The organism is Marinoscillum luteum, assembly GCF_044005705.1.
Taxonomy (GTDB): Bacteria; Bacteroidota; Bacteroidia; order Cytophagales; family Cyclobacteriaceae; genus Marinoscillum; species Marinoscillum luteum.
On record NZ_JBIPKE010000015.1, the window covers coordinates 100,506 to 122,532 of the forward strand.

The window sequence follows — 22,027 nt, forward strand, 5'->3', positions numbered from 1 at the left end:
TTTTGTAAAGCTTAGAAACTCAAGATTTGGTTTCTTTGTTCCGCAAAAATAGAAAAGGATGAGTTTAAAAACTTTTGTGAAGATTGGTAAAATAGAAAATCTCAGTGATGCCCGATACTGCGCCGGAATGATGGTGGACATTTTGGGTTTCAACCTGGAAGAAGGCACTGAGGGTTATCTTTCCCCCGAGCGATTCAAAGAAATTACAGATTGGGTAGCCGGAGTGTCGTTCTGTGGTGAATTTGCCCATGCTCAGGTGGCTGAAATAAAGCTGGCTGCTACTCAATATCCTGTAGAATATATCGAAACACAGAATATCGATCAACTGGAGGAACTAGCCGAACTGAGTCAAGAGCTCATTTTCAAGTTGGTTCTGACAGATGCCAAAGACCTCTCCAAACTTGAATCCAGTATCAACTATGCATCGGAGTTCGCAAAATTCATTAGCATTCACCTGACCGACGATTCCCAGAAGAATGAAGCGGAAGCGATCCTTTCTCAAATGAACTCCCGTCCGAAACTGCTCAGAGGGTATGAACTAACACACGAAAATGCCTTTGAAGTGGTTGATGATCCGATTTATTTTGGAATAGAACTAGAGGGCAGCCCGGAAGACCGCCCCGGATTCAAGGATTATGGCAATGTCATGGACATTTTGGAGGTTTTGGAAGAAGATTGACCCACATGCTCCAGGGCCTGAACCAAATCAGACCATATATCATCCACATGTTCCACACCTACTGATAATCGCACCATTTTTTCGGTGAGACCCAGTGCGTTCTTCAAGTCACGATCCACATCGGCATGTGTCATGCTGTACGGATGCTGTGCCAGGCTTTCTGTGCTCCCGAGGCTCACTGCCAGCTTGATTAACTTGAGGTGATTGAGTACCGTGAAGGCATCCTCTTCCACTCCTTTGATATCAAATGAGAGCATTGCGCCAGGAGAACTGTATTGCCGCTTATAAATGGCGTACTCCGGATGGTCTTCCTTGAGAAGTCCCAGGTAGTAGACTTTTTCCACCTTGGGGTGATCAGCAAGACGCTGAGCCAGAATAGCGGCATTGGAAGCTTGCTGATCCATTCTCACCTTCAACGTTTCCAGGCTTCGCATCAGGAGCCAGCTGGTCCACGGACCTGCCATATTGCCCACAAATGTCCTAAACCCCTTGACCCTGGCCATCAGCTGCTTGCTTCCCAGGCAGGCTCCCGCCACCACATCGCTATGCCCGCCGATATACTTGGTGGCCGAGTAGAGCACCAAATCTGCGCCGTGCTTGAGTGGGTGCGACCAAAGTGGCCCCATGTAGGTATTGTCTACCGCCAAAATGACCTGGTGATCTTCCCCGGAAAAATGGTCTCCCACTCGTCTGCACATTTCTATATCAATGAGCGCATTCGTTGGGTTCGCAGGAGTTTCTATATAAACCATCTTCAAACGGCCCTCAGCGGATCCTATTCGATCAATGATCTGCTGCTGACTTTCGCCAGGCCTGAACTCAAGCGTGTGAATGCCATACTGACAAAGGATTTTTCGAATGAAATGATCTGTACCTCCATAAATAGGTGCACTGTGCAAAAGGAGGTCTCCAGGCTTGAGGAACTCAAAAAGTGTGGAGGTGATGGCTGACATACCACTTTCAAAAACGGCACAGTCTTCTGCACCATCCCAAAGTGAAAGCCTGTTTTCGAGGATCTCCAAATCCGGATTGTTCAGTCGGCTATAGATGAGGCCGAGCTCCTCTCCTTCGTGCTTTTCCCGAAGGCCATAGGCCACTTCGAAAAACGCTTTGCCTTCTTCTGCAGATTTGAAAACAAAGGTACTGGTTTGAAAAATCGGGGGTTTTACGGCTCCTTCAGACAACTCTGGTCGGTAGCCGTATGACATCATTAAACTTTCGGGTCTCATGTGGGGTGCTTTTTTATCAAAGATAGCTGGTTGCCACATTACTTCTGGATATCCGAATAATATCAGTTAATAAATCTAAATCCTCACATTTTATAGAAATAATTTCTTAGAATAGTGCTTTCAAGGATGCAAAGCAGAAAAAATATCTGGCAAATGGACACCACGGATTTCAAAATATTGGACTTACTCCAGCAGGATGGTCGACTCACGCATAAACAAATTGCTGCGGAGCTGAATCTCACCATTACACCGGTGTATGAGCGTGTGAAACGCCTCGAAAGAGATGGGTATATCAAACACTATGTGGCGATTCTTGATCCCGACAAGCTCAATAAGTCACTGGTGGCATTTACCAGCATTTCCCTTAAAGAGCATAGCAAAACTTACATCAAGAAGTTTGAGCTGGAGATCACCAAAATAGCTGCTGTGGTGGAGTGCTACCACATTGCAGGGCAGTTTGACTACCTATTGAAGATTGTCATAGAAGACATGAAGGCCTACCAGGCGGTGGTTATCGACCAGTTGGCCTCCATGGAAAATATCGCCAATGTAAATAGTTCTTTTGTGATGACCGAGGTACAAAAATCCACCGCCATACCATTGGTTCTCTCATGATTTAATCCACGATTCTATTCAGTGTCACCTCGAATATAAGTGTTGAGTTGGGAGGAATCTTAACAACACCATTTCTTACAACGCTATTCGTTCCATAAGCATATTTTGAAGGTATGAACATGGTGATTGAGCCCCCTTCTTTGACATATGGCATCAATATTTCCCAACCTTCAATCAAAGATGAAAGCGTGTATTCAATGTTTTCATTCTTTTCAAATTCCTCATCATTGGCCAATAGTCTTCCTGAATAGTCCACCTTGATTTTGTCAGAAGGTACCGGATGGTCGCCAGTGCCTTCCTTGGTGATAATATATTTCAGTCCTTTGACAGTATCGGTCATGGCAGTAAGGTCATTGTTTTCCAGGTAGCGCTCTATCTGATATTGTTCAAATTCAAACTGCGTAAATATTCCGTGCAATTCTATATTGAAGATCAATATCGCATCAGCTGGAATGGAGCCATCTCCACTTCCATAATGACCATATCCATAAAAGGACGGCAGATACATGGTCATTTCCCCCCCTTCTTTCAGGTAAGGCACCAACACCTGCCAGCCTCCAATAAGGTTTGGACTCAGCTGCAAGAAGGCACTGTCCTGCTCGTCAAATACCTTTCCATTTGACAGGAGCGTTCCTTTATAATTCAAAAACAAAATATCATTAAGTTTAGGAGAATCTCCAGTTCCCTCTTTGACCATGGTATACTTGAGTCCATGACCACTGGTGTCCGTTTGAACGGTAAGCCCATTGTCAGCAATGTACTGGCTGATGATTTCCTGATCCTTTGTGTATTGAGCAGCACTGTCAAACACATCGTCGGATTTCAAACAAGAAGTAGTAAAGGCCAGTAGAATGATACTGAGTCCTAAAAGAACAGATTTTAATTTTGATTGAGTCATTTACTTTTGAATCGAAATTTTAAATACTTTATATCTTCACCCCTTTCCGTCCAGATGCGCTCATACTTGGTTTTTATGCCATGATGATCTGCCATCAGATCGGACTTATACAAATCCCGGGTGTATTCCAGGTTTTCAACTTTAAATTCCTGCTCCAGCACCTCAAGGGTATATTCAAAAAGTGAAGTGCTGTCGGTTTTAAACTTAAACCATCCATTTGGCTTACAGATCTGCTGGTACATCTGTAGGAATCGCGGGTTGGTCAGTCTCCTCTTCGCGTCCCCTTTTTTCGGCCTGGGATCGGGAAATGTAAGCCAAAACTCATCCACCTCTCCTTCACCAAAAAACTTGTCCAACATATGGATCTGACTTCTCAGAAAGCCGACCTGGTTTAGGCCCTTTTCAATGGCTATGGTGCTGCCCTGATGCAATCTATCCCCTTTGATGTCCACCCCAATGAAATTTCTTTCAGGTTGCACACCAGCCAACCCCACCGTGTATTCACCATCTCCACAGCCAAGTTCAACGGTGATAGGACAATCGTTTTTGAAATATAGTTGGTGCCAGTTTCCTTTTATTTCATCAAAAAGTGGCTTCCCTGGTTCGATGATGTTATCTCGCAGGGCATTTTCTGCAAATCGTACTAGTTTCTTTCTCACAAATGGTCAATTTCCGCGACCACAAAAGTACTACCACAGATGAGAATGAAGTCATCGGAATGGGCATTCTTTTCTGCTTCTTTCAAAGCTTCATTGACATTATCGAAACTTTTGCCAGGGAGTCCCATCGCTTCTGCCTGCATACGAAGGTCAGAGGCAGGAAGCGAACGGGGTACCGACGACTGTGTGAAATAGTAGGTGGCCTCTTTTGGCAACAGATTCAAAACACCCGAAATATCCTTATCCCTTACCATCCCTATGATCATGTGCAATCGCTTACGGGGCACCAATGAGACCTGGTCCAGGAGTTGGGCCATACCCGGTTCATTGTGACTCACATCTGCCACAACTAATGGTTTTTGCCTGATCATTTGCCATCGACCTTTGAGGCCGGTTTGAGTTTTGATGTTCGCAAATCCTGATCGAATGGCCTCTACATCTATGTCGAACCCCTGGCCTTTCAACTCACTGATCACACCCCATATTCCAGGGATATTTTTTAAAAAATAGTTGGCCGTAATGTCTGTCCTCAAGGTCATAGCAGGCTTATTGGTTTCCAATACCTCAAAATCCTGATGAAAAACGCCCTGTTCACCCGTAACAACCCTCATTTGCCGCATGATTTTCAATGGAGCCCCTACTTCCCGAGCTTTTGCTTCGAAGACCGATAACAGGTCAGGTTGGTCTGCTCCTATCACAACGGGCCGACCGGGTTTGATGATTCCGGCCTTTTCTCCAGCGATGGCCGGAAGGGTATTGCCCAGCAGGTCGGCATGATCATAGCCTATCATGGTGATGAGGCTCACCAACGGATCAATAACGTTGGTACTGTCAAGCCTGCCGCCCAAGCCCGTTTCGATAATCGCGATATCCACCGCTTCACTTGCAAAATATTGGAAGGCCATCGCTACAGTCACTTCGAAGAAAGAAGGATTAATAGCTTCAATCAAGCCCTGATGTTGTGTGACAAATTGCCCGACAAATTCCGGACTCACTTCGGTGCCACTTATCCGAATGCGCTCAGTGAATTCCTTAAGGTGTGGAGAGGTATAGAGTCCTGTTTTGTAGCCAGCGCTCTGAAGAATACTGGCCAACGCATGTGCCGAAGATCCTTTGCCGTTGGTGCCCGCAATGTGAACAGATTTGAAACTATTCTGAGGATCGCCTAAGGCCTCCAGGAGACGCCTGGTGTTTCCAAGGTCCTTCTTAAAAGCAACCGCCCCTACGCGCTGGAACATAGGAAGCCGCTCGTATAAATACGTCAAAGCCTGCTGATAATTCATTATTTTGAACGGATAATGAAAGTAATGGTACCTGATGAAATGGGTGCCGGGGAGTAATCATTGGTCTTGGTAAAAGACAGGCGCTCAACGGACTGTCGATAATAGCGCTCCACGACATGTGAAACCGTACTGGACACCAGCTCAATACCTGTCAGGTAACCATCGCTGTCCACTTTGATTCGGTAGACGATCTTTCCTGATTCGGAAGAGGCATCCTTGGGGTTGGGTTTGACATCCCAAACCCATCCTGCCATCTGCAGACTGGCACCATTTGAAGATCCCTGCTCGCCCATCAAGGCACGCCCGTCAATGCTACCTTCCTCTTTACCCTCAGCTCCTTTCTCTTTCTGTTCCCCTTTTGTGCTATTGGGATCACCCTCCGTTTTAGGCATGGTAGCCGCCGGATTCAAGGTCTCTTTAGTGACCTTTTCAGCTTCCTTGGGTTGAGTTTTAGCTGGTTTCACCTCTTTCACCCCTTCTTTTGGCTTTTCTACCTTGGGGGTTTCGGTCTTCTTCTCTACCACATCCGGTGATGGGGTTTCTACCAAAGGAGCTTCAGTGGGTTCGGTGATTTCTTCAAGTACTTCATCCTGAAATTCTGCTGTTTCCTCCAAAGGCTCATTTACAGACTCGTCAGCACTGACCTCTTCCACCTCTTCTTCAGGCTCTTCTGTGGGTGTCGGATTACTCAGCGGCTTCTCTCCGGAGCCAGCATCCTCAATACCAAAGCTCAATTCAATGCCGTAAGATGGAATCGGGGGAAAGGGCTCCTTCCAGGCTATGAGAAAGTAAAAAAGTATCAACATGATCACCTGAACCAATATGGAGGTGAACCACCCGATTTTCCTGTATTTCTTCTCTTTCTCCTCGCCCATCACTATTCCGGTTTGGTAGCTATCGACACTCTGGCCTCCAGAGCGGTGGCAATCCCGGCGACCTGCACCACATACTCCACGGGAACTGACCTATCGCAGTGGAGCACCACCACACCCTCTTTTCCTGCAAAGGCATCACGCAATACCGCTTCCAGCTGATTGATGCTGACTTTACGATCATTCACATAGTACTGCAGATCTTCGGTAATGGTCACTCCTACCTTTTGCATCACGATCTCTGAACTCCGGCTGGAGGGCACGTTCACCGGGAGCCCCGACGGAGTAATGAAGGAAGCCGTAAGCATAAAGAAGATCAACAACAGAAAAATAATATCTGTCATTGACGACATACTGAAGGCTGCTTCTACTTTATGTTTTGAATTGAGGTTCATTTCTGCGGTTCCTGAAGTAGGTCAACAAAATCAATGGCCGAATATTCCATCTTATGAACAAGTTTCTGTACCCGGGTGACGAGGTAGTTGTATCCGAGATAAGCCAGGATCCCCACAAAAAGGCCAGCGGCTGTGGTAATCATGGCTTCATAGATTCCACTTGACAGTAGCTTTGGACTCACAGCGCCCTCTTCCTGAGCTATGGCGATAAAAGCCTGTATCATCCCGGTAACAGTACCCAGAAACCCTATCATAGGTGCTACACCCGAGATGGTCGCCAGCATACTAAGGTTTTTTTCCAGTTGGTAAATTTCTATTTTACCAGTGTTCTCAATACTCACTTCAATGTTTTTGAGGGGGCTTCCTATCCGACTGATACCCTTTTCGATCATTCGGGCCACGGGTGTATCCGTCTGCGCACAGAGCAGCTTTGCTCCATCCACTTCTCCGGAAAGCACCATACTTCGGATTCTGTCTTTAAAATCAGCGGGAGTCCTGGAAGAATTCTTAATCAGTAACAGGCGTTCGACAAAAATATAAATGGCCCCAATCCAGAGCAACAGGATAGGAATCATCATAAAGCCACCATTGAGCAGTAGCTCTAATACAGAAATGGTCTCAAGGCCATCAACAGGTTCTATTTGAAGAAGCATATTTTTATCAAAGGTCTATAAAACAAAAAAATCGTTTAATCCCGCGAAGGTAACGCGGGATTAAACGATAGATTGTCAACTAAGTTTGTTTAATATCTAAGTGTCCAGACGTCCGACCCATACTCCGATTTGTAACCATCAAGACTCTGCTGAGCATCCTTGAAAGTATCAAATCCGGCAATGGCCACCCTGTAGAATCGGGAGTCATTAAATGGAGGAATTACCATAGGGCTTTTTCCTTCTGACGCAAGCTTACTGGCATAGTCAGTCGCCAGATCATCATCGAAGAAGCTACCTACAATCACGTAAGTTTTGCCTGTGGGCTGATCAAACTTAGTGATCTCACCTGCAGGTGTAGTATTAGGAGTTGGTTTTGGCTTCTGCGCTTTTGGCTTGGCCACCGGCTTCTTCTCTTCTACCTTAGCTGGGGTTTCCTCTTTAGGTACTTCTTTCACTTCAGGCTCTGGCTTTTTGGCGGGAGCCTTCTGCTCTACTTTGGCTACTTTTTTCTCTTCAGGGGCATCGTCACTACCACTATATAAGTAAAGTACTACCGCAACCACAGCAAAAAGCAACGTGCCTATCACTACGGTTCTGACAAACTTACCTCTACTTTCTGCCTGATCCTCGTCCGACACTCCTGATGAAGTGGTGTAAGTTGGTGTATCGTAAGTCTCTTCGGTATACTCAGAGGTCGCTCCAAACCCAGTATCGTTGCTATCATCATCGAAAACAGAGGAAGCTACCTGTGATTCTCCTTGTGATTCAAATTCTTCGTAGGACTCTTCCTCATAAAACCCTCCGGTTTCATCATCAGACTTCAATTCATCCTCGAGTTCCTTCTCCAGCTCCTTTTCCCAATCTTCCGGCTCATCAGAATCTTCAAGGTCAGCATCTGTGAGTTCCACGTCATCCAGATTGTCTCCACTCAGATCAATCTCATCGTCCTTGGGTACTATCTCCTCTTCCTCCAATGCATCCTCCTGCTCTTCGTCCGAGAGGTCCTCATCATCATCGTCATCCAATTCATCATATTCCAGATCCGGTAACCCGAAATCCTCATCATCATCGAATTGATCGTCTCTTTCTTCCTCCGGATCTTCGTTTTTATTTTTGTCGTCAGCCATTAGATTAGATTTAGTAAAACCAAGATAGTAAAAACTTCATTATTCCAAAACAATGCGTTTTTCTTTTGCTTGGCGAATATGTCACTTAAAAACGATAAATAAAACCCAATTTACCCGTTAAACCACGTGACGGGTAATTGAGGTATCGCTCATACTCCACTCCCAGAAGATTTTTAAAGTCTATAAAACCCGAAAATGCCTCCGAAAAAGCGTACGTTCCACCCATGCTTATATCCACAATCGCCGGGAGAAGATTTACTCCAGAGGCACTCGTTTCTTGCCCTTTGATGCCATCTAAAATGATCACACCTGCATGGAGCCTTATGGCTTCACCCACCTGTTGATCTACCTTCAAATTCACCTGGGTAGCAGGCAGATACCATGCTTCCAAAGCCTGATCTGGTTGATACCCGGACAAGATCATTTCAGCCGTCACAGTGGTGCGATTGGTTATATACTTCACTTTAACCCCCAGATCCACCTGCCCGAAATTTCCCTGATCGTAAGTCAAAAGGAAACGTGAACTATCATCCTCAGATGGTGCCATCAGCATCTTATTCTTAGTCAGGGAATACCCTATGAAAGGTTGAAGCATGAGGTTCTCAGCAAACAAGAACTGCAATCCGGCATTCAATGCGATTTTTTGGTTTTGATTAAGCAATGTCAGGGAATCTTCCAGGTATCGATTGGTCAACCTTGTATTGTTCAGGGTCTGTGGGTTCAGACCACCAGAGAGCTCCGCATATACTCCCAACTGATCATTGAGCTGATATTTGGCATAAACGTCGGGGTATACAAATACTCCTGTACTATTCACACTATCACTCCCCACTGCCAGTTTGGCTCCTGCTTTAAGCTCCACCTTCTCCTGATGAAAGCGGACAAACGGGGTAATATCAAGGACGTTTCTTTTCTGAGAAAACGCTCCACTCTGATAGGCCAGGTAATTGTATCCTACCAGAGCACCTGACTGAATGGTAGCACTCATTTCATAATCAACACTGCCCTGCAAATCGAAATGGGACTCTTTATTGAAAGCCTCATTGCCCCCGGTAGCCATGTTGGTAAAACTGACTCCCGGCTTCACCGCCCACTGAAGTTCAGATTCTTTCGCCGACCTCATAACACTGGACAATGTGAAATGATTAGCTGATACTTTCTCAGTAATTGGCCCTAAAGCTCCTGGAGAAAGGAAAATAGGTTCCTTGTATCCATAGTAATAGTAAGCTTCCCGTTCATAGAAAAAGGTAGGCTCGAAGACTATTGATCCTCCTTCCAGCACAGCGTTCAATAGAATGTCAGATCGTCCGTAGGCACTTTTTTCATCGTTGACCGGCCCCCTTGCAAAGGACTCATGATTCACCCAGGCACCCACACTTCCCTGAGCGATCGGCTGTCCAACATAGCCCTCCAACAACGGTGAAAGGTAGTTGCCAAATCCAGCCTTTACATAATTGTGATTACGCATGGCTTCTGCGCCGACCTGATAGGGTTTGGTTTGAAGTTGATAGATGAACGGTGAAAATTTAAATGAAGGCTGTGAGAGGTTGAACCGAAGCGTTACCGTATCACTGGAAATGGGCAACACCTCCGTTTTCTGATAATTTCTCCCGGCCTTGGGTAAGGTCAAGGGCTTGTCCTTCTCTATAATGATCTGGGCATCCTCTATCTCCCCAGTGGGGATATCCTGTGCACTGAGTGGACTCAAACCAACCGCAAAAAGAGTGATAAAAAGAAAGTAGGGTACGTTTCTCATTTGATTGAATCGGTTTTTAGCGTATCCGAAACGAGCAATTTGGATTCCTCATTTTTAATCTTGATCAATTTCTGACTGGCTTCCTTCTTGATTTCGGGGATGGTTGCATTGGCAATGATGGATTCCACCGTGGCCCTCGCCTGGAGGATCTCTCCCATCGCCAGGTAGTTATCTGCTATCAGCAAAAACGACTTTCCAATCCAGTACGGGTAAGACCCAAAGTTTCTGTTGAGGTCAAAGAGGACTTCCAGTGATCGTTTGGACTTACCCTGTTCAAAATACACCCTCCCCAGCAGGTAGGTGGCTTCTACACCACTTTCATTTTTAGAGTCATTCATCACCTTCAGTAGTTCATCCACCGCAAGATTATAATTCTTCTTCTGCAGGTAAATTTTACCTTTCACCAGCCAGGCGGATGCCTCTGCATTCGCAGGTTTATAGTCACTTTCTAAAATTTTGTCGGCAAAGAAAAGCGCACTATCAGACTTATTTAGCTTCACGTAAGTATTCATGAGTCCCTCGTGCGCCTGAAAAGTTTCCTTCTGGTTAACTGCTCGCTTGCTTAACATGTGATAATTCTGAATTGCCTGAGCAAACTGACCCAGATTTACCAGTGCTTTCCCGCGCTTGTCGAGAGAACGACTGACGTAAGCTGAGCCCGGTATCTTTATGATTTCACCAAATCCATCAGCTGCCTGCTGCCAGTTTTCATTTCGATAGTACGAGTCGGCCAGAAAGTAAAGGGCATCTTCCTCAAATGGACTATTTGGATACTTGGACATAAAAGCTTTGAGCTTTTCAATGGACTCCCGGTACTTCTGATTGTAATAAGCTCCCTTGGCCGCTTCGAAAGCCACTACTTCCAGGCTATTATCATCTGGATGGGCCTTTTGATAAGCCTCCATGTATCCATCAAAATTGGGTATGTCCACTCCCTTTTTCACCAGCTCCTGCAAACCCAGCAAAGCTGAGTTGGCTACCTGATGACCCATGTAGTTTTCCAAAACAAACTCATATGCCTTGCGCGATTCCTGATACTGTCCGAGGTTGAAATGGCTCAGCGCCTGCTGGCTTTTGGCATATGGGATAAGGTTACTTTCCGGGTAATCATTCAAAAGCCTGTTGACAGTGGTAATTGAGCCCTGAAAGTCACCGGACTCGCTTTTCATGTCAGCCATCTGAAAAAGGGCTTTATCACCATATCCTGACAGAGGATTCCGAAGTACTTTTCCAAATTCACTTTGAGCTTTGGCTTCCTCCCCCTTCAACCGGTACACCAGCCCCATCTGATAGGTGACATACGGCACGTACTGAGGATCAGTAATCTCCGTGTAAGCCCGAATGGCCTGCTCATACTTCTTTTGTACATAATAGCAATCCGCAACACGAACCAACGCATCCTGATAAAAGTCGTCGGTTGGATTGGCCTTTCTGATATAATTCAGGAAATAACCCTCTGCTTGATCAAATGCCTTGTCATTATAGTATACATAGCCCAAACCATAGTTGGCATAAACGGACCATTGTGGATCCCTGGTTTCGATGCTTTTGCGGTAAGCAGTACCCGCCTGGGCGGATTGATTGAGAATCGTATGACACTCCCCTTTCAGGTAATAGGCCTGGGCCGCTATACGCGTGTCGATGGGAAAGTCCGTGGACTTATCGAAATAGAGTAGTGCCTGCTGAAACCGGCTGTCGTTAAACAGCAATTGACCTTTCTGAAAGGTCACCTTCTGATAAGCCTTTTTCAGAGGTAAAGATTTGTTTTTGATAGACTCCAGGTGAGCAATGGCCTGGTCATAGTTGGAGGTCTTCAGATAGGACTGGGCCAGCAGCTCATTGGCTTCTACCTTCCATCGGCTATTAGGAAACTGATCGATAAATGCCGCGAAATCAACAATGGCCTCTGCATACTGGGCCCTTTGAAAGTTGATTTTTCCGATGGTAAAAGATGATTCCTCCCTCATTTCACCATTTTCAGCACTATTAGCCACGGTTTTAAACGCACTGTAGGCATAGTTGAGGTTTCGTTCCTTCAGGTAGAGCTGACCGAGGTAGAAACTACTAATATGGCCCATGGCCCCTTTCTCCAGGCCGACCTTCTTAAAGTTTTCGATGGCCTTCTGGTTTTCATTGGTCTGGAAGTAAGCAAACCCCAGCTTGTAGAAGGTTTCCGCATCTGCCCTGTTTCCCGACATGTCCAGGTATTTCTGGAGGTGACTGGCTGCCGACGTGTACTTTTGATCACCAAAATAAGCCTCGCCCAACAGCTTATTGAGTTGCTTATTCTTCATCGAAACCTTATTGGAAACCTGAGCGCCTGCGTATTTATACAGCTGTGCGTATCTGTTGGTATGGAAGTAGATCCCAGCGATCATCATCGTCACCTCATCCGCATAAGGTGTGGAGAGTCCGTCCAGCGCCTCCAGCACCGTCAGGGCCTGATTGTAATCCCCACGATCAAAATAGATCCCTCCCAAATAGTAGGAGGACTCATTGAAATAACTGCCGCGATAGTTTTGTACTGCCTCTAAATTACTTTCTGCTTCGGTCACATTGCCGGTTTCCAAATAGGAATAGCCCTGCTTGAATCGCCATGCTTCCTCGTCCTTTGCATTGAGCTGGCTACCCGATACCTGAATGAAATATTTGAGCGCTTCTTCAAATTCATTTTGAGCGAAAAAATGACTACCCAACACATAATAACCACTGCCGGCCAATGGATGCAATGGCTCCTGATAAATGAACGTCAGTAGTTTGGAAACCCCTTCCGAATCACCTGACCTGAGCGCCGATATGGCCAGATAGTAATCAGCTTCCTTCACAGGGTTGCTACTGAGTGCCAGATACTGTGCAAACAAGTTTCTGGCGGCTCCATAGGCTTCCCGATGAAATGCATCCAGTCCCTGATCATAGAATTTATCTGGCGGGGTGTTGGAGAGCGTTTCCTGAGCCTGAACCCTCCAGGACAGAGCAACAACTAATAATAGGGTGAAAATGCCGGTGCGCATAGATGATTTATCCTGATTCTTATGCCTTGAACGTAAACTTGCCGCTAAGTGTATCAATGCATCAATTTAAAAATGAGTTCTTTCAAAATATCGCCATCTTTCATGCTCGCAGACCCGATGCCCTTTGACTGTAAGTCCGCCTGATGAATCAATTCGATATTCCGGATGACCACATGGGCCGGGTAATTTCGAGCTGCCTGAATGTATTCACTGGCAAAGAATGGGTTAACGCCAATGGCCCTTGCGACTGAGTTTTGATCAAAGGCATTCTGATGGTGAATCAAAAGCAGCTTAGAGAAATATGCATATAAGTTAGCAATGACCAGTATCAGGGGGTTACTCGAAGGATTAGCAGAAAAATAAGTGATGATCTTGAAAACCTTAATTTCATCCCGAAGGGACAGTGCTTTTTGCAGTTCGAAAGTATTGTAATCCTTGCTGATCCCCACGTACTTCTGCACGGCCACCTCATCTATCTGCTGGTCCGCAGGGATGTTCAATCTCAATTTATCCAGCTCATTGGCCAGTCTTTGCAGGTTGTTGCCAATATTCTCTGTTAGGATCATGATTGCCTTCTCCGAAATATTGGCTCCGGATGCCTGGGCATATGACCTCACCCACCCAGGTACCTTATCATCATAGATCTTCTTGGAGTTAAGAAAAACACAATGCTTTTCCAGTGTCTTGGCGATTTTAGTACGGCGATCCAACGTCTTGTACTTATGACCAAAAACAAGAATGGTAGTAGCCAGTGGATTCTCAAGGTATGCCGTCAAAAACTTCTGCGCCTCTTCCTTCTTCCAGTCTCTGATTTCCTGCGCTTCCTTTATAATCACCACCTGACGCTCACCCATCATGGGATATTTCCTGGCTACATTCAGAATGTCTGTAAAAGAAATTTCTTTTCCGTAAAGCACGTACTGATTGAAACTCTTCTGAGTATCATCCAGCGCATTGAGCTCTATGTGCTCTATGATGTTGTCGATAAAGAAAGGCTCCTCACCCTGCAAAAAATACAATGGTGAATATTTACCCTTTTGTAAGTCTTTGATTATCTCAACGTATTCGGCCATAGCGGTAAAGTTAATATGACTGAACATTTAGGCCTTTGGATATCTGGAATAAAAAGTAAGTTTCGTTTCACCGGCACATCTTCGTACAAAAAAGCGGTTTTCATTTATGGAAAACTGTGATTGAAGAAACACTATTCTTTATGAAAAATGCAAAATATCGATGAATTATATAAATATTTAATAATAGTCTTTTATTTTCATTTGAATATTCGTATATTCCTAATCATTTACTTTAAAATATATCAATTTGATATTTGATAAATACAACCCCTTTGAGCACTTTGATGAGATGTTTGATGATGAGAGTTGTCGACCCCCTTATCAGCAGTTCAAACAATCTTTAGAGCAATATTCAGGTAAGAAGCTTTTGCAGCTTCAGGACTCCTCAGACAAAGCTCAGATGTCCATGGGCATGACTTTCAATGTCTACCATGATAATCAGGGTGTAGAGAAAATACTACATCTGGATTTGATCCCAAGGATCATTTCAGCAGAAGAGTGGTCCATCATAGAAGAGGGCTTAAAGCAAAGAATCTCGGCTATCAACCTCTTTATCAACGACATCTACCATGAGCAGAAAATCCTGAAAGATGGTATTGTACCTAAAGAACTGGTGCTTTCGAGCAGAGATTATCTGAAGCCGTGTATTGGCCTGAATCCTCCCAAGGGCATCTGGTGTCATATCACCGGGAGTGATATCGTGAGGGACAAGAGTGGCAAGTTTTATGTACTGGAAGACAATCTGAGGTGCCCGTCCGGGGTCTCCTATCTCCTGGAAAATCGTGAAATCATCAAGCAGGCATTTCCAGGATTGTTTGCCGGCCTGGGTGTCAGACCAGTGTCTGACTATTCTAACATGCTGCTGAATATGCTTCAGCACCTGTCGGACAAGCCCAATCCTACTCTGGCCGTGTTGACACCCGGTATTTACAACTCTGCATATTTTGAGCACTCCTATCTGGCTCAGCAAATGGGTGTTCAGCTGGTTACAGGACAGGACCTGATTGTGAAAAACAAGAATGTCTACATGCAGACGACTAAAGGCCTGCAACAAGTAGATGTCATCTATCGGAGGATAGATGATACCTTTCTGGATCCGCTGACCTTCAACCCCGACTCCATGCTAGGGATCCCGGGTATATTTGAGGCCTACATGGCAGGCAATGTGGCACTGGCCAATGCTCCGGGAACTGGTGTGGCAGACGACAAAGCGGTATACGCTTATGTACCACGGATCATTAAATACTATCTCGATCAGGACCCCATTATAGAAAATGTGCCCACTTACCTGTGTTCAGAAAAGGATGACCTGAACTACGTATTGGAAAATATTGAGGACCTTGTGGTGAAAGAAACCAATGCAGCCGGTGGCTATGGGATGCTCATCGGCCCCAAAGCTGATCCATCGGAGCACACAAAATTCAGGAAACTCGTGAAAGACAATCCGCGCAATTACATTGCGCAGCCTACACTTTCACTCTCTACAGTGCCTACAATCACTCCCAAGGGCATAGCGCCAAGGCATGTGGACCTGAGGCCGTATGTGCTCTATGGGGACAGCATCAAAGTGCTGCCGGGGGCACTCACCAGGGTGGCATTGGTAGAAGGATCGCTGGTGGTGAATTCCTCTCAAGGTGGCGGAAGCAAGGATACATGGGTGTTGTTTGACTAAAATTGGAAATTTCAAATGTTAAGTAGAGTTGCAGATTCTTTGTTTTGGCTGGGAAGGTATGCTGAGCGAGCCGAAAATTATTCGCGTTTCATAGATGTCAATTTTAACCTATCGATAGACCTGCCTCCTGGCATGAAGGAGCAATGGCGTCCGCTGATCACTGCTACCGGCGACGAGGTACTGTACAAAAAGCTTTATAGTGATTACTCGAGGGAAAATGCCATCCGATTTTTGGCCTTTGATAAGAGAAATCATAATTCCATTATTGCCTCGGTGGTCAATGCCCGCGAAAATGCCCGTCAGGTGAGAGAAAATATCTCCAAGGAAACCTGGGAGGTGCTCAACGACCTCTATCACTTTGTGGAAAAGGCGGCCAAAAGAAAAATGTGGAAGAGCGAGGATGCCGACATCTTCAAGCAGATCAAATACAAACTTCAGCTCATCCAGGGAATAGGATATGATACCTCTCCCCGAAATCAAGGCTGGTACTTCACCAAGTTGGGTCAGTTTTTGGAAAGAGCGGATAAGACCTCCAGAATACTCGACGTAAAATACCATGTCCTGCTCCCTTCGGTGGAAGAGATCGGATCACCACTGGATTTTCTGCATTGGAATGCGCTATTGAAATCGGTAAGTGCTCTGAATGCCTACAAGCAGATGTATGGTAAAATAGAACCTGGAAATATCGTGAATTATCTGGTGCTCAACTCCTACTTTCCGCGATCGATTCTCTTTTGCCTCGTCAATGCAGAGAACTGCCTGCACGAGATCTCAGATGCCAAAAGAGGATACACTAATTTAGCTGAGAAGGAAATCGGAAACCTTCGTGCCGATTTGGAGTTTGCAGACATCAATGATGTCTTCGAGTTTGGACTGCACGAATACCTGGACAAGCTGCAGGGACGGATCAACGACATTTCCACTGCGGTCTACGAACAGTATTTCAAAATCAGGCCTAACCTGATGGATCAATCTCAATCTCAGTAAACTGTCTGGTAAAGACATTAACATGAAGCTCAAAATAAGTCATCGCACGTTATATGAATACTCAAATTTGGTTTTCGCTGAGCCTCATCACTTGTACTTTTACCCCTCTCAGAGAAACTATTTTAAGCTGAGGGATTTCCGCATCCATGTAGACCCAGCTCCTTCAGGGTTGGCTTTTAGGCTGGATGCTGAAAATAACCCTTTTCATCAATGCTGGTTCAACTTTCAGATCGAAAAACTGGAGATCAGCATCGAAATGGAGGTGGAAACCTTCGCACTCAATCCATTTGATTTCTTAGTGGAAGAAGACCCACATAAAGACCATCAAACCGCTCTGCAGCTTTATTTGGGAAAAGTAGATCTGAACTCGAAGCTAGTGGCCTGGATAACGGAGATTCGTGAACTATCTGGTGGCAACATGGTCACCTTCCTCTCCTACCTGGTAAAGGAAATCAATGCGGATTGGGAGCACAATGAACGCTATGCCGAAAATGTACTACCACCAAATGTGTGTTTTGAGCAGCGCAGTGGGTCTTGCAGGGATTTGAGCTGGATGATGATACAAATGCTTCGCCAATTGAACATTCCTGCGAGGTTTGTGAGTGGCTATGCGTTCAACCCAGGACTTAAGGAAGGTCACGAATTGCATGCCTGGGTGGAAGCCTGGGTGCCCGGTGGCGGGTGGATTGGTCTGGACCCGAGTGCTGGTCTTCTGGCTATGGAAAACTACATTCCCGCATGCTCCAGCTACAAACCAGAAAACACCCTTCCTGTACAAGGCTCCTACAGGGGTGACAGCATGGCCAACCTCACCTTTGAAGTGCGGATTGAGGAAATCTAGCTGATTGCTTCCATTCGACCTCTCCTCAAAAGGCAAACATCATTGGATGATGAGCTTGTAACACTCCCCTCTGGCTTGGGCGGGATACAATAGATAAACGCCCCTTTTGATCATTGACAAATCGATGCGAAAGGTACCATCTGACGTACTTGTTGCCTTTAATTCAGCCACTCTTTTTCCAGTCATATCTGTCAAAATCACGTGCTGCAAGGAGGCCAATTGCACATTCACAAAACCACCCTCCCTCAAAGGATTCGGATACAAATGAAATCGTTCTTGCCCGATGCTGAGCGGTGGTTGTTCATACCACTCCTCTGGAAGTATAGCTGCCTGCGTTGGCCCTGCAGGTTCACTATGAATTCTTATTTCGTCCACCCGACCTTTCAGGTAATACTGTGCATCTCCAGGCAGGCGCTTACCAATTGAAACCCCTACTTCAGCAGCATTGATCTGCCCGGTGTGGCCCACGAAAGTGTCCAGCTCACCATTGGAGAATATTTGCATGGCTCCATCCCCGTAAACCACCGTGAAATGGTACCATTTGGATTTCTCCAGGATCACAGAGGCATCCAAATCTTTGATGCCAGCCGTGGTATTCACCGTCCATCTCAGGCGCTGATCTGTCGTGGTGGATACCTTCCACCGCTGTTCCCAACCTCCATGTGAAATCACAAATCGCTCTTGTGCAAAATCAGTGAAATAAGCCCAAAAAGAGATGGTAATCGCATCTCCAAAATTCAACGCTGGTTGATTAGCGATGACCAACTCATCGGACTGGCCGGCAAGTACCAACACCTCTCCTGCCTGCTCTGTTGGTGCAGCCACATAAGAACCTCCCTGAAGATTTGTGGAGAATTGATTGATACTCACGTCCTGAGGGTTTCCATTGAGTGGCAGGTGTACCAAAGGTGCAGTGAGCATAGCATCCTCCGTGATCAGAACCTGTAAGGTCTGTTGAGTTTGCTTGTCATAATTGCTGGCGGAGAGTGTGATAGAAATGACCCCACCCTCAGACGAAGCCTGAACTTTGATCCGACTGTCATTTTGCTCCAGAATAGTCGCATGGCCCACCGTCCAATCCAGAGTAATATCGAGCCCTTTTGGGTCGCGTACTTCAGCATCAACCCAGAAAACATCTCCAGGTTTGTACCATTTTTGATCTGCAAACAGTGTGTCAATGACCGGGTAAGCCGGGATCAGTGCTACCACGTCCAGCAATAGGCTGTCCTGTGCCATCCTCCCATTTGCACTTACAACTGCCCGAATACTGGCCGCGCCAGTCGCTCCGGGAGTCCAAATAAAGGCTGCAGAATCGCTTGTTTGCAGCTGATCATCCACATACCACTCATACTGCACTGATTCGCCCTGCACCGTGCAATAGATCGTATCCGCAACCCCTGATTCTGCCGGATCGCTCGTGGCTGCAAGTGCTTTGATCCGAAGTTTTCCCGAAAAATCATAGCCATAGTGAAAATCCAAAACCTGATCATCGGCCGTTAACTGACCTTGTTTTTCTTCCACCGTGCCGCCTGAGGGCACATAAGAGATGAGCAGCACTTCACCCGGCCCGATGGTCACTTCGCTGGTCCCGGTCACTTCATTCAGAATAAAAGTCTCACTCATGGCATCATAGACATCCTTCGCCTGATCCCCTACTTGTATTTGCACCTGTTTGCTTTCTCCATGAGGGTTATAGACCAAATAGGTGGGAAATGGAGCGTCGATGAAGAAATCCGTGATATTGGCATCAATGGTCAGGATGCCCTCCACATTGGTTGGCGCCAGCAATGCGCCCAGGTAGCCCACATGTGAAGATCCGTAAAGGCCCAGATTGGTAGACGCCCATCCGGCATCTTTAGAGTCACCACGTGCATAGAGTGCAGTACCCTGCCACACTTCTTTGATTGCCTCATAGGCAATGACCGCATCAGGATCGTTGGTGGTGCACCAGTCATAATCAGACTGCTGATTTTCGGGTAAATAAGTGGAATAGAAGAGTCGGCTGGCATTTGCGACGTTAAGAATCCATTTGGCGATTGCTTTCGCATAGCGCTTATCGTATTTGACCAGAGGGGCCAAGGCTGCCGCTTGTTGAAATCCATTCATGATAAAGGCATAATCATTTCCCTGATCATTGGCCTCACCGATTAGTCCCGAAACGTCCATGCCACCCCAGGAACCCACTATACTACCCCATCCACGCAGGTCGCCCCGATCAAAACACCACCCGATCATCTTCTCCAGGTCATATTCAGCTCCTAGTTCTGCATTCATCCTGGCGGCAGTGAGCACGCCATATGGCAACTGCAATTCATACGAAGGGTTGTCAGTGAGTTCATTCAAAAAATCAAGGGCAGCTTCCGCTCCGTGCCTATAACGCTGGTCTCCGGTCTGATGATAGGCCTGATAGAGTAGCCACGCAATGGCTCCGGCGGCTTCCGGTTCTTTTACCCCTTCATTGAGAGGTTTCATTTCTTTTAGGTTCCAGGCCCTGTAGTTCATATAGGGCACTTTCCAGGGCGCAATGTCCGCACCCATGACCTCCACTGCCTCTGCCCATCGATTGGCGACAGCCAGAAAGTGCTCAGCAAAACCGGGCGTATCCGGGTACAGATCGTACAACTGGTAGAAAAATACATTGGGCATCGTTTCATACCACCAGTCATGGCCTGAGCGGTCTGATGGGCCATTGAGGTATACCAATTCCTCGTTTTTGAGGTTATAAAAATCCCGCACCTTGGTGACCCAATCCGTTCCAAACTGAGTGGTCTTATCTGCACCTACCAGAGTAGCTCCGATTACAGCAGGAATAATATTGATGGCCTCTCGCTGTGTTCCATGGCTGGATGAGCCTACATAACTATCCATGAAAATGGGCTGCAATTCGGGGTAATTGACCCCTGCACTCCCCACTGAGAGGAAAGGCATATGCTCCCCGGAAGTCCGGGCAAACACCAGGCTGTCGTATTTGACCGCCACCTGTTGCCAGTCCCGCATCTGATAAGGCTGCGGCAAATCGGGCATCCGATCGATGCGTGGTATACTGATTTGCTGCTGCGCCTGACTCACAGTCAGTGACACCAAACAGCTTAGGAGGAAAATGCCGTATTTCATAAAACCAATCATTTTGAATACATAAAAGGGCAGATTAACTGCCCTTTTATGATCACTTATTTATTACAACACCTGAGCTTTTACTATTTAGTCTAATGGTTTTTCCAGGTCATATATAGACCCCACCTGAGTGGCAGAAAGTACTTTATTGTAAATACGGATTTCATCCAGCGTACCTTTAAAGTATCCACCCCAATCTACGTAATATGGGCTTGTGTCATCTGAAGAATAGGTGCCAGTTGGCAAATCCTGTCCGATGGTCAGATTAACCGGTGCATCAGCAATGGAAATGGCCGTACCAGGCGTATTATCCCACTTCTTCACTTCCGTACCATTGATGTAGAAGGTCATCTCGCCGCCACCAAAAGTTACAGCCAAATGATACCAAACGTCCTGATCAAGGGTTGGAGACTCATTGTCTCTGTCGTAGTAAACCGGGTTGCCGTCAACATTCGCTTTCACAGTCATGAATGCCTTATTGGCTTCCTGCAACTGGAATTTGTAACCATTCCATCTGTTCATTGAGATCATGTAGTTATTGGCCCATATAGGATCTACTACATCACCTTTTACCCACAAAGTGATACTCATTTGCTGAGGATTGAGCGCTGTGGCGTAAGGAATTTCTACGTTCGCACCTTTATCAAAGTGTAGTGCCTTGGCCGCATTGCCGTATCGGTCAGTCACCCATTCAGGCGTACCTGCTCCCCAGTTGGCATGACCTGCAGATAGTGTTCCATCCCGCTCATTTCCTGAATAGTCAGTAGTGGAAGAGCCAGTGCCCTCGTCGAATGTCCAGTGTCCTACCAGTGCGTCAGGCTCAATGGCCACCACTTCTTTGCCTTCAAAGGTAACAATGGCCTGCTCCAAAGCGGTGTTGGCATTGTCTACCTGCACCTGGGTAACAGTCTCACTATCCGAAACCTGCTGAGCCAAATCTACAGCCGTTTGCAACTCGGCTTTGGCGCCAAGCTGAAACTGCCCCTCAGCTGTACCCTCCTGAGAGTTCGCCAGCAAATCAGTCGCCTCCTGTATGGTAGCATTGAGTGCTGTCTTATCCACCACTACCTCCGGATCATCTCCATCAGAGCAAGCTACGAAAATAGATGTTGCGGCCAATGTAAGCAGCCACATCGCATGTTTAATGTTCGTTTTCATATTCA

At 46.2% G+C, this 22,027-nt stretch carries 18 protein-coding genes; 5 read left to right on the forward strand and 13 right to left on the reverse strand.

Going from position 1 to position 22,027, the window contains the following annotated elements; translation table 11 throughout:
- Positions 1-58: 58 nt before the first annotated feature.
- Entirely contained in the window at positions 59-679 is a 621-nt protein-coding gene (locus ACHKAR_RS08195; RefSeq protein ID WP_159579723.1) for a phosphoribosylanthranilate isomerase, read from the forward strand.
- On the opposite strand, the gene ACHKAR_RS08200 is transcribed toward ACHKAR_RS08195, so the two are convergent.
- A complete protein-coding gene (locus tag ACHKAR_RS08200) occupies positions 634-1,908 on the reverse strand; it encodes a cystathionine gamma-synthase family protein (RefSeq protein WP_395416981.1) in 1,275 nt (424 codons plus the stop codon). The two genes, ACHKAR_RS08195 and ACHKAR_RS08200, sit on opposite strands and share 46 nt — an antisense overlap.
- 153 nt (positions 1,909-2,061) lie before the next feature.
- On the opposite strand from ACHKAR_RS08200, the gene ACHKAR_RS08205 reads away from it, so the two are divergent.
- Positions 2,062-2,523 carry an Lrp/AsnC family transcriptional regulator gene (locus ACHKAR_RS08205; protein WP_395416982.1) on the forward strand — a complete coding sequence of 154 codons (462 nt, stop codon included), beginning with the start codon at positions 2,062-2,064 and terminating at the stop codon, positions 2,521-2,523.
- A 1-nt stretch (position 2,524) separates the two neighbouring features.
- On the opposite strand, the gene ACHKAR_RS08210 is transcribed toward ACHKAR_RS08205, so the two are convergent.
- The 10 genes from ACHKAR_RS08210 to holA form a co-directional block, all read right to left on the reverse strand.
- On the reverse strand, positions 2,525-3,421 hold the full coding sequence (locus ACHKAR_RS08210) for an FKBP-type peptidyl-prolyl cis-trans isomerase (RefSeq protein ID WP_395416983.1): 897 nt from the start codon (positions 3,419-3,421) through the stop codon (positions 2,525-2,527).
- Positions 3,418-4,080 (reverse strand): tRNA (guanosine(46)-N7)-methyltransferase TrmB, encoded by a 663-nt coding sequence (trmB, locus tag ACHKAR_RS08215; RefSeq protein ID WP_159579715.1) that lies wholly within the window; start codon positions 4,078-4,080, stop codon positions 3,418-3,420. The genes ACHKAR_RS08210 and trmB overlap by 4 nt, the downstream gene beginning before the upstream one ends.
- Complete coding sequence (locus ACHKAR_RS08220) at positions 4,077-5,363, reverse strand: bifunctional folylpolyglutamate synthase/dihydrofolate synthase (protein ID WP_395416984.1); 1,287 nt, start codon at positions 5,361-5,363, stop codon at positions 4,077-4,079. The genes trmB and ACHKAR_RS08220 overlap by 4 nt, the downstream gene beginning before the upstream one ends.
- Positions 5,363-6,238, reverse strand: coding sequence for a hypothetical protein (locus ACHKAR_RS08225; protein WP_395416985.1), 876 nt, complete (start codon positions 6,236-6,238; stop codon positions 5,363-5,365). The genes ACHKAR_RS08220 and ACHKAR_RS08225 overlap by 1 nt, the downstream gene beginning before the upstream one ends.
- 2 nt (positions 6,239-6,240) lie before the next feature.
- Positions 6,241-6,630 (reverse strand): ExbD/TolR family protein, encoded by a 390-nt coding sequence (locus tag ACHKAR_RS08230; protein WP_395416986.1) that lies wholly within the window; start codon positions 6,628-6,630, stop codon positions 6,241-6,243.
- Positions 6,627-7,283: a MotA/TolQ/ExbB proton channel family protein gene (locus ACHKAR_RS08235; protein ID WP_159579707.1), complete on the reverse strand. Its 657-nt coding sequence runs from the start codon at positions 7,281-7,283 to the stop codon at positions 6,627-6,629. The genes ACHKAR_RS08230 and ACHKAR_RS08235 overlap by 4 nt, the downstream gene beginning before the upstream one ends.
- A gap of 89 nt (positions 7,284-7,372) precedes the next feature.
- Entirely contained in the window at positions 7,373-8,410 is a 1,038-nt protein-coding gene (locus tag ACHKAR_RS08240) for an SPOR domain-containing protein (RefSeq protein WP_395416987.1), read from the reverse strand.
- An 85-nt stretch (positions 8,411-8,495) separates the two neighbouring features.
- Positions 8,496-10,166 carry an autotransporter outer membrane beta-barrel domain-containing protein gene (locus ACHKAR_RS08245; protein ID WP_395416988.1) on the reverse strand — a complete coding sequence of 557 codons (1,671 nt, stop codon included), beginning with the start codon at positions 10,164-10,166 and terminating at the stop codon, positions 8,496-8,498.
- On the reverse strand, positions 10,163-13,177 hold the full coding sequence (locus tag ACHKAR_RS08250) for a tetratricopeptide repeat protein (protein ID WP_395416989.1): 3,015 nt from the start codon (positions 13,175-13,177) through the stop codon (positions 10,163-10,165). The genes ACHKAR_RS08245 and ACHKAR_RS08250 overlap by 4 nt, the downstream gene beginning before the upstream one ends.
- A 53-nt stretch (positions 13,178-13,230) precedes the next feature.
- Positions 13,231-14,250, reverse strand: a complete 1,020-nt coding sequence (gene holA, locus ACHKAR_RS08255; protein ID WP_395416990.1) for a DNA polymerase III subunit delta — start codon at positions 14,248-14,250, stop codon at positions 13,231-13,233.
- Positions 14,251-14,539: 289 nt separating this feature from the next.
- On the opposite strand from holA, the gene ACHKAR_RS08260 reads away from it, so the two are divergent.
- The 3 genes from ACHKAR_RS08260 to ACHKAR_RS08270 are packed head-to-tail and all read left to right on the forward strand — an operon-like array spanning position 14,540 to position 17,750.
- Complete coding sequence (locus ACHKAR_RS08260; RefSeq protein WP_395417300.1) at positions 14,540-15,922, forward strand: circularly permuted type 2 ATP-grasp protein; 1,383 nt, start codon at positions 14,540-14,542, stop codon at positions 15,920-15,922.
- 15 nt (positions 15,923-15,937) lie between these two features.
- Positions 15,938-16,909, forward strand: a complete 972-nt coding sequence (locus ACHKAR_RS08265; protein WP_159579697.1) for an alpha-E domain-containing protein — start codon at positions 15,938-15,940, stop codon at positions 16,907-16,909.
- A 22-nt stretch (positions 16,910-16,931) separates the two neighbouring features.
- Positions 16,932-17,750 (forward strand): transglutaminase family protein, encoded by an 819-nt coding sequence (locus tag ACHKAR_RS08270; protein WP_395416991.1) that lies wholly within the window; start codon positions 16,932-16,934, stop codon positions 17,748-17,750.
- A 39-nt stretch (positions 17,751-17,789) separates the two neighbouring features.
- Here ACHKAR_RS08270 and ACHKAR_RS08275 read toward each other — a convergent pair whose 3' ends face one another.
- A complete protein-coding gene (locus ACHKAR_RS08275) occupies positions 17,790-20,864 on the reverse strand; it encodes a LamG-like jellyroll fold domain-containing protein (RefSeq protein ID WP_395416992.1) in 3,075 nt (1,024 codons plus the stop codon).
- A gap of 87 nt (positions 20,865-20,951) precedes the next feature.
- Entirely contained in the window at positions 20,952-22,022 is a 1,071-nt protein-coding gene (locus ACHKAR_RS08280) for a LamG-like jellyroll fold domain-containing protein (protein ID WP_395416993.1), read from the reverse strand.
- Between the last annotated feature and the right edge of the window lie 5 nt (positions 22,023-22,027).